Origin of the sequence: Devosia sp. (assembly GCF_017307565.1) — a bacterium.
Classification (GTDB): domain Bacteria; phylum Pseudomonadota; class Alphaproteobacteria; order Rhizobiales; family Devosiaceae; genus Devosia.
Genome location: NZ_JAFKHD010000210.1, coordinates 1 through 8,541, shown reverse-complemented (window position 1 = coordinate 8,541; position 8,541 = coordinate 1). Strand labels below are relative to the sequence as shown.

Genomic DNA, 8,541 nt, shown 5'->3' with positions numbered 1-8,541 from the left:
TTCGCTGCAGGACATCGTGCGGCGGCATCTGCAGCAGTATGGCGATCTGGGCTCGCTGCCGGACAAGGTGGCCATCCAGCTCAACGATACTCATCCGGCCATTTCGGTGGCCGAGCTGATGCGTATTCTGGTCGATGACAACGGCGTCAAATGGGCGGAAGCCTGGAAGCTCACCAAGGGCACGTTTGGCTATACCAACCACACGCTGCTGCCCGAGGCGCTCGAAAGCTGGCCGGTGGCGCTGCTGGAGCGGCTGCTGCCGCGGCATATGCAGATCATCTACCAGATCAACGCCGATGTGCTGGCCGAGGCCCGTGGGCGGGCCAAGTTCACCGACCAGCAGATTGCGGCCGTGTCGCTGATCGACGAGCATGGCGGGCGCCGCGTGCGCATGGGGCAGTTGGCCTTTGCCGGCTCGCACTCGATCAACGGCGTGTCGGCGCTGCATACCGAGTTGATGAAGCAGACGGTGTTTGCCGACCTGCACAAGCTCTATCCCGAGCGCATCAACAACAAGACCAACGGCATCACGCCGCGGCGCTGGCTGATGCAGTGCAATCCAGCGCTGACCAAGCTCGTGACCGAGCGGATCGGGCCGGAATTCCTCGACGACGTGAGCAAGCTGCATGGCCTGCTCCAGCATGCCGACGATCCTGGCTTCCAGCGGCAGTTTGCGGCGGTCAAGCGCGCCAACAAGGAGCGGCTGGTCCGGCTGATCAAGGAGCGCGTCAACGTTTCGGTTTCGCCCGATGCGCTGTTCGACGTGCAGATCAAACGCATCCACGAATACAAGCGGCAATTGCTCAACATCATCCACGCGGTGGCGTTGTTTGCCGAAATCCGGGCGCATCCCGAACGCAACTGGGTGCCGCGGGTGAAGATTTTCGCCGGCAAGGCGGCACCGAGCTACTGGAACGCCAAGCTGATCATCAAGCTGATCAATGATGTGGCGCGGGTCGTGAACAACGATCCGGCGGTGCGTGGGCTCCTGAAGGTTGTGTTCCTGCCGAACTACAATGTCAGCCTCGCTGAAACGATCGTGCCGGCGGCCGATCTTTCCGAGCAGATTTCGACGGCGGGCATGGAAGCCTCGGGCACCGGCAACATGAAGTTCATGGCCAATGGTGCGATCACCATCGGCACCATGGATGGCGCCAATGTCGAGATGCACAAGGAAGTGGGTGACGACAACATCGTCATCTTCGGTCTGACCACCGAGGAAGTGGCCGACAGGCGTGGCCGCAGCGAAGTACCGCGCTCCTCGATCGACAATTCGCCTCGCCTGCGCGAGGCGCTGGAGGCGATTGCTTCGGGTGTGTTCTCGCCGGATGATCCCAACCGCTATCGCGACCTGATCGGCGGGCTCTATGACCATGACTGGTTCATGGTGGCACGCGACTTCGACGCCTATTGGGAAGCGCAGAGCGAGGTCGAGAAGATCTGGTCCGACCGCTCGCGTTGGGACGCCATGGCGATCCGCAACACGGCCAGCGTCGGCTTCTTCTCGTCGGATCGAACCATCCGGCAGTATGCCGCCGAAATCTGGAACGTACCGACCGCATAACAAGAAAAGACGGGTCGCGGACCCCGAACCGGTCCGCGGCCTTCAGATTGCGACCGCCAGCATTGAATTGGCAGGTCATGGGGGGAAATGAGGCGTGAGCAGGGAAACTTGGCAGGCCGATAGTCGTGATGTCGAAGAGATCGTGGCAGGTCGCCACGGCGATGCCTTCGGCGTGCTCGGTCTACACGACATCGACGGTGAATGGGTGCTGCGGGCCTTCGTGCCGCATGCGGAGACGCTTGCGGCGTTTACGCTCGACGGGCAGGCCCTGGGGAGTCTCTACCCGCGGCATTCGAGCGGATTCTTCGAGGGCCTGGTGGCCATCGGAACGCGCCAGCCGATCCGCCTCCGCGCCAGCAATTCAGGCGGCGAATGGGACGTCTACGATCCTTATTCCTTCGGCCCGGTGCTGGGGCCGGCAGACGACTATTTCATCGGTGAAGGCAGCCATCTGAGGCTTTTCGACAAGCTCGGCGCCCACGAGATGGAATTCGAGGGCATTCACGGCACGCATTTCGCCGTCTGGGCGCCCAATGCACTGCGCGTTTCCGTGGTTGGGCCGTTCAACCAGTGGGATGGCCGCAGCAACCCGATGCGCAACCGCAACGGCATCTGGGAAGTGTTCATTCCCGTGCTCGGTACGGGGACCATCTACAAGTACGAGATCGTCGGGCCCGATGGCAAAGTGCTGCCGCTCAAGGCCGATCCTTTCGCCAGGCAGGCCGAATTGCGGCCGCGGACGGCTTCGGTCGTGCCCGATCCGACCCCGTTCACCTGGAGCGACCAGAAGTACATGGAAGAGCGCGCCAGCCATGATTGGCGGCGGACGCCCATGTCCATCTATGAGGTGCATCTGGGTTCTTGGCGGCGGCGGCCGGATGGGTCTTTCCTCTCCTATGACCAGCTCGCCGAGCAACTCGTGCCCTATGCGGCAGACATGGGCTATACCCATCTCGAATTCCTGCCGGTTTCCGAGCATCCATTTGATCCAAGTTGGGGCTATCAGCCGACCGGGCTCTTTGCGCCGACTTCGCGCTTTGGCGACCCGGCTGGGTTTGCGAGGTTGGTTAATGCTGCGCACGAAGCGGGGCTAGGCGTCATTCTCGATTGGGTGCCGGCGCATTTCCCGACCGACGAGTTCGGGCTCGCGCGCTTCGACGGCACGGCGCTCTATGAGCATGCCGATCCGCGGCAGGGCTATCATCCGGACTGGAATACGGCGATCTACAATTTCGGGCGCAAGGAGGTTTCGGCCTTCCTGACCAATAGCGCGCTCTACTGGTTCGAGGTGTTCCACATCGACGGGCTGCGCGTCGACGCCGTGGCCTCGATGCTCTATCTCGATTATTCCCGCCAGCCGGGGCAGTGGGTGCCCAACAAGCATGGCGGCAACGAGAACCTTGAGGCCGTCGCCTTCCTGCAGCGGGTGAATGCGGAGGTTTACCGTCAGTTTCCGGGCGCCTTCATGATTGCCGAGGAGTCGACTTCCTGGCCGGGCGTCAGTCACCCCATCTACAATGGCGGCCTGGGCTTCGGCTTCAAGTGGAACATGGGCTTCATGAACGACACGCTTCGTTTCATGAGCCGCAATCCCATCCATCGGCGCTATCACCACAACGACATGACCTTTGGGCTCATGTACGCGTTCAGCGAAAACTTCGTGCTGCCGCTGAGCCATGATGAAGTGGTTCACGGCAAGGGCGCGCTGCTTTCGAAAATGCCGGGAGACGACTGGCAACAGTTTGCCAATTTGCGGGCCTATCTCGCCTTCATGTGGGGGCATCCGGGCAAGAAGCTCCTGTTCATGGGCCAGGAATTCGCGCAGCGCGAGGAATGGTCGGAAAGCCGCGGGCTCGACTGGTGGCTGCTCGATTCACCGCCGCATGAGGGCATGCGACGGCTCGTGGCCGATCTCAACGCCGCCTACCGGAGCCTGCCGGCGCTGCACGAGCGCGATTGCGAGCCGGACGGGTTTGAATGGCTGATCGGCAATGACCAGACCAACACCGTCTATGCCTGGGTGCGCAAGTCGGAGGGGGCCGACCCGGTCATCGTCATCTCCAATTTCACGCCAGTGCCACGCAGCGGGTACAAGGTGCCGGCGCCCAAGGTCGGGCGCTGGGTGGAACGGATCAATACGGATGCCGGCTGGTATTCCGGGGGCAATACAGGAAACCAGGGTGCGGTGAACGCCCGTGCGGTCGAGGGACGGCACATGCCGGCGGAGCTGGAGCTCTATCTGCCGCCGCTGGCGACACTGTTTCTCAAATACGAGCCGGAATGAGCGCTTTGGGTGGATACGTCCCGTTTAAAGGCGGGCAGGTGTGGAGGGAAGTAAATGGCTGACTATCGAGTACCGTCTCCGTTGGCGCGTGAAGCCATGGCTTATGTGCTTGCCGGGGGGCGCGGCACGCGTCTGATGGAACTGACGGATCGCCGCGCCAAGCCGGCGGTCTATTTTGGGGGCAAGTCGCGCATCATCGACTTCGCGCTTTCCAATGCCATCAATTCGGGCATTCGCCGTATTTCGGTGGCGACGCAATATCAGGCGCACAGCCTGATCCGCCATCTGCAGCGCGGCTGGAATTTCCTGCGCACCGAACGAAACGAAAGCTTCGACGTGCTGCCCGCGAGCCAGCGCGTCAAGGAAGACATGTGGTATGCGGGCACGGCGGACGCCGTGTTCCAGAACATGGACATCATCGAGGATTACGGCGCGCGCTATATCGTGCTGCTTGCCGGCGACCACATCTACAAGATGGACTACGAAATCATGCTCCGGCAGCACGTTGATACGGGCGCGGACGTGACCATCGGCTGTCTCGAAGTGCCGCGCATGGAAGCCACCGGCTTTGGCGTGATGCATGTCGACGGGCGCGACCGGGTGGTCGATTTCGTCGAAAAACCGAAGGATCCGCCGGGTATTCCGGACAAGCCGGACATGGCGCTGGCCTCGATGGGCATCTATGTGTTCGAGACGCGCTTCCTGATGGAGCAACTGCGCCGCGACGCAGCGACGGAAGGTTCGAGCCGTGATTTCGGCAAGGACATCATTCCCTATATCGTCAAGAACGGCACGGCCTGGGCGCACCGCTTCCCGCGCTCCTGCGTGCGGTCCAGTAACGAGACGGTTTCCTATTGGCGCGACGTCGGTACGGTGGACGCCTATTGGAAAGCCAATATCGATCTGACCGATATCAACCCGCAGCTCGACCTCTATGATCGTGACTGGCCGATCTGGACCTATGCCGAGATCACGCCGCCGGCCAAGTTCGTGCACGATTTCGATGGGCGTCGCGGCTCGGCCGTGAACTCGCTGGTATCGGGCGACTGCATCATTTCGGGTGGTCATCTGCAGCGGACGCTGCTCTCGACCGGCAGCCGCGTACACTCCTATTCGGTGCTCGATGAGGCGGTGGTGTTGCCCTACTGCGATATCGGGCGGAATGCGCGACTGAAGAAGGTGGTCATCGATCGCGGTGTTTCCATTCCCGAGGGGCTGGTCGTCGGCGAGGATCCCGAATTTGACGACAAGTGGTTCCGGCGGACGGAGGATGGGGTCACCCTCATCACCCAGGCCATGGTCAACCGCTATCTGGCTGATCGATGATCGAGGTTCTTTCCGTCGCATCGGAAGTCTATCCGCTGATCAAGACCGGGGGGCTGGCGGATGTCGCCGGCGCCCTGCCGGCGGCGCTCGCCAAGAACGGCGTCTCCATGCGCACGCTGGTGCCGGGCTATCCGTCGGTGATGGCCAAGCTCGGGCAATCGCGCGAGGTCTTCTATTTCAGCGACCTCTTCGGGGTCACCGGCCGGCTGATTGCCGGCCGGGCGGATGGGCTCGACCTCATCGTGCTCGATGCGCCGGCGCTCTACGATCGGCCGGGCAATCCCTATATGAGCCCGGAGGGCTGGGACTGGCCGGACAACTGGAAGCGCTTTGCCGCGCTGTCCTGGGTCGCTTCGGAGCTGGGACTGGGCTTGGTGGAAGGGTATCGGCCGCAGGTGCTGCATGCCCATGACTGGCAGGCAGGGCTTGTCGCCGCCTATGTGAAATATGGCCCGTCGGCGACGCTCAAGACCGTGGTGACCGTTCACAACATGGCCTTCCAAGGCACGTTCGGCGCCGATATCTTCACCCAGTTGCGCCTGCCGGCGCACGCCTTTTCGATGGAAGGCGTCGAGTATTTTGGTGGCGTCGGCTTTCTCAAGGCCGGCGTCGAATGCGCCGACGTCGTGACCACCGTGTCACCGACCTATGCCGCAGAGATCCGCACCTCGGCCTTCGGCATGGGGCTTGATGGGCTTCTCAACAATCGTTCGTCCACTGTGCATGGCATTCTCAACGGCATCGACATGGATGCCTGGAATCCGGGGACGGACCACAACCTCACCTCGACCTTCACGGCCAATTCGCTCAACAGCCGCGCCAATAACAAGGCGGCGGTGCAGGAGGCCTTTGGGCTCGAGCCGTCGGACGGTCCGCTGTTTTCGGTGGTTAGCCGTCTCACCTGGCAGAAGGGCATAGATCTGCTGGTCAACTGCATCGAAATGCTGGTGGAAGCCGGCGGGCAGCTTGCCGTGCTTGGCTCGGGCGAAGCGGAACTCGAGAATGCCGTGCGCGGGGCCGCGATGCGTCACCCGGGCCGTGTGGGTCTGGTGACCGGGTACAACGAGCGCCTGAGCCATCTGATTCAGGGCGGCGCTGACGTTATGGTGGTGCCCTCGCGCTTCGAGCCCTGTGGCCTGACCCAGCTCTATGCGCTGCGCTATGGGTGTATTCCACTGGTAAGTCGGGTGGGCGGGCTCAATGACACGGTCATCGATGCCAATGTCGCCGCAATACAGGCCGAGGTAGCTACCGGCGTGCAATTTGCGCCGCCGAGCGAAGAGGCTTTGGCCAACGCCATCCGGCGAACGCTCGAACTCTACAATGACGATAAAAGCTGGAAGAAGATGCAGAGGCGCGGAATGAAGTCGGACGTGAGCTGGGAAGCCAGCGCCGCCCGCTATGCCCAGCTCTATGCATCGCTGATTGGACTGAAAGCCGATGACCATACAGACAATTAAGACCACCCCCTATGCTGACCAGAAGCCGGGTACGTCCGGCCTGCGCAAGCGGGTGCCGGTGTTCCAGCAGCCCAACTATCTCGAGAACTTCATTCAGTCGATTTTCGATAGCCTCGAAGGTCTGGGCGGTAAGACGCTGGTGATCGGCGGGGACGGGCGCTTTTACAATGACGTGGCCATCCAGAAGGCCATCCGCATTGCTGCGGCCAACGGCTTCGGCAAGGTGCTGGTCGGGCAGGGTGGTTTGCTCTCAACCCCGGCCGCGAGCAATATCATCAGGCATTACAAGGCATTCGGCGGGCTTGTTCTGTCGGCGAGTCACAATCCGGGTGGGCCGGAAGGCGACTTCGGGATCAAGTACAATGTGAGCAATGGCGGGCCGGCGCCGGAAAAGATCACGGACGCCATTTTCGCGCGCTCCAAAGTGATCGACAGCTACAAGACGCTGGATACGCCCGATATCGACCTGAGCAAGATCGGCACGCAGAAGGTCGGCGACATGGTGGTCGAGGTGATCGACCCGGTGGCGGACTATGCGGCGCTGATGCAGACGCTTTTCGACTTCGACGCCATTCGCGGGCTCTTCGCGTCGGGCTTCACGATGACCTTCGACTCCCTGCATGCCGTGACCGGGCCTTATGCCAAGGCGATCCTTGAGGGCATTCTGGGTGCGCCGGCGGGAACGGTGAAGAATGGCGTGCCTTCGCCATCGTTCAATGATGGTCATCCAGACCCCAACCTTGTCTACTGCAAGGACATGTACGACCTGCTGATGACCCCGCAGGGCCCCGATTTCGGCGCTGCTTCGGATGGTGACGGCGATCGTAACCTGATCATCGGGAAGAACCGTTTCGTGACGCCTTCGGACTCGCTGGCGCTCCTGGCGGCCAATGCGCATCTGGCGCCGGGCTACAAGGCGGGGATCGCGGGCATCGCCCGCTCCATGCCGACGAGTGCTGCAGCAGACCGCGTGGCGGAAAAGCTCGGCATCGAAATGCACGAGACGCCGACGGGCTGGAAGTTCTTCGGCAATCTGCTCGATGTTGGCCGCGTGACGATTTGCGGGGAGGAAAGCGCCGGTACCGGCTCGAACCACGTGCGCGAGAAGGACGGTCTCTGGGCCGTGCTGCTCTGGCTCAATATTCTGGCTGTGCGCAAGCAGAGCGTCGATGCCATCGTGCGCGAGCACTGGGCAACCTATGGGCGCAATTACTATACGCGCCATGACTATGAGGAAGTCGACAGCGCCGCCGCCAATGCGCTGGTGGACGACCTGCGCGGACAGCTCGCAGCCCTGCCGGGGCAGGTGCTGAACGGGCTCGAAGTCGCCTATGCGGATGACTTTACCTATCACGACCCGGTGGACGGCTCGACCAGCGCCAAGCAGGGCATTCGGATCGGGTTCAAGGACGGTTCGCGAATAGTGCTGCGGCTCTCGGGAACCGGCACCGTGGGGGCCACGTTGCGGGTCTACCTCGAACGCTACGAGCCCGCCGATGGACAGCACGATCTCGATACCCAAGACGCCCTCGCTCCCCTTATCGGGATTACCGAAAACCTTGCCGCCATCAAGGGGCGGACGGGTCGGAACGAGCCCAGCGTTATCACTTGAGCGCACAAAATTGACTGGTCCACATCTGGTTCCGGGCGCCGGGAGCATTGAAAAGCTCGGCGCCACAATTACGCCCGAGGGCGTCAACTTCGCCGTTTATTCGGAGGCCGCAACCGCCATCTGGGTCTCGCTCTATGATGAGCAGGACCAGGAGATCGAGCGCATCGAGCTCGATGTCTACGCCGAGAATATTCGCGCTGGCCTCGTCGCGGGCATCGGGGCGGGCGCGCGCTACGGGTTGCGGGCTGATGGCCGCTATGATCCGGATCAGGGCTATTTCTTTGATCCGCACAAG

General features: G+C 62.1%; 5 protein-coding genes and 1 pseudogene. All 6 read left to right on the top strand.

The window, feature by feature from the left end:
• Window positions 1-1,564: glycogen/starch/alpha-glucan phosphorylase (locus J0I64_RS06690; protein WP_291406821.1), on the top strand; the 1,564-nt coding region annotated here is incomplete at its 5' end.
• 94 nt (window positions 1,565-1,658) lie between these two features.
• Window positions 1,659-3,848 (top strand): 1,4-alpha-glucan branching protein GlgB, encoded by a 2,190-nt coding sequence (gene glgB, locus J0I64_RS06685; RefSeq protein ID WP_291406820.1) that lies wholly within the window; start codon window positions 1,659-1,661, stop codon window positions 3,846-3,848.
• Window positions 3,849-3,902: 54 nt separating this feature from the next.
• Window positions 3,903-5,174 (top strand): glucose-1-phosphate adenylyltransferase, encoded by a 1,272-nt coding sequence (gene glgC / locus J0I64_RS06680; RefSeq protein ID WP_291406819.1) that lies wholly within the window; start codon window positions 3,903-3,905, stop codon window positions 5,172-5,174.
• Window positions 5,174-6,634: a glycogen synthase GlgA gene (gene glgA, locus J0I64_RS06675; RefSeq protein WP_291406822.1), complete on the top strand. Its 1,461-nt coding sequence runs from the start codon at window positions 5,174-5,176 to the stop codon at window positions 6,632-6,634. The genes glgC and glgA overlap by 1 nt, the downstream gene beginning before the upstream one ends.
• Window positions 6,615-8,246 (top strand): alpha-D-glucose phosphate-specific phosphoglucomutase, encoded by a 1,632-nt coding sequence (locus J0I64_RS06670; protein WP_291406818.1) that lies wholly within the window; start codon window positions 6,615-6,617, stop codon window positions 8,244-8,246. The genes glgA and J0I64_RS06670 overlap by 20 nt, the downstream gene beginning before the upstream one ends.
• Window positions 8,247-8,256: 10 nt before the next feature.
• Window positions 8,257-8,541, top strand: a pseudogene (locus tag J0I64_RS06665) (glycogen debranching enzyme GlgX); the annotation flags it as partial.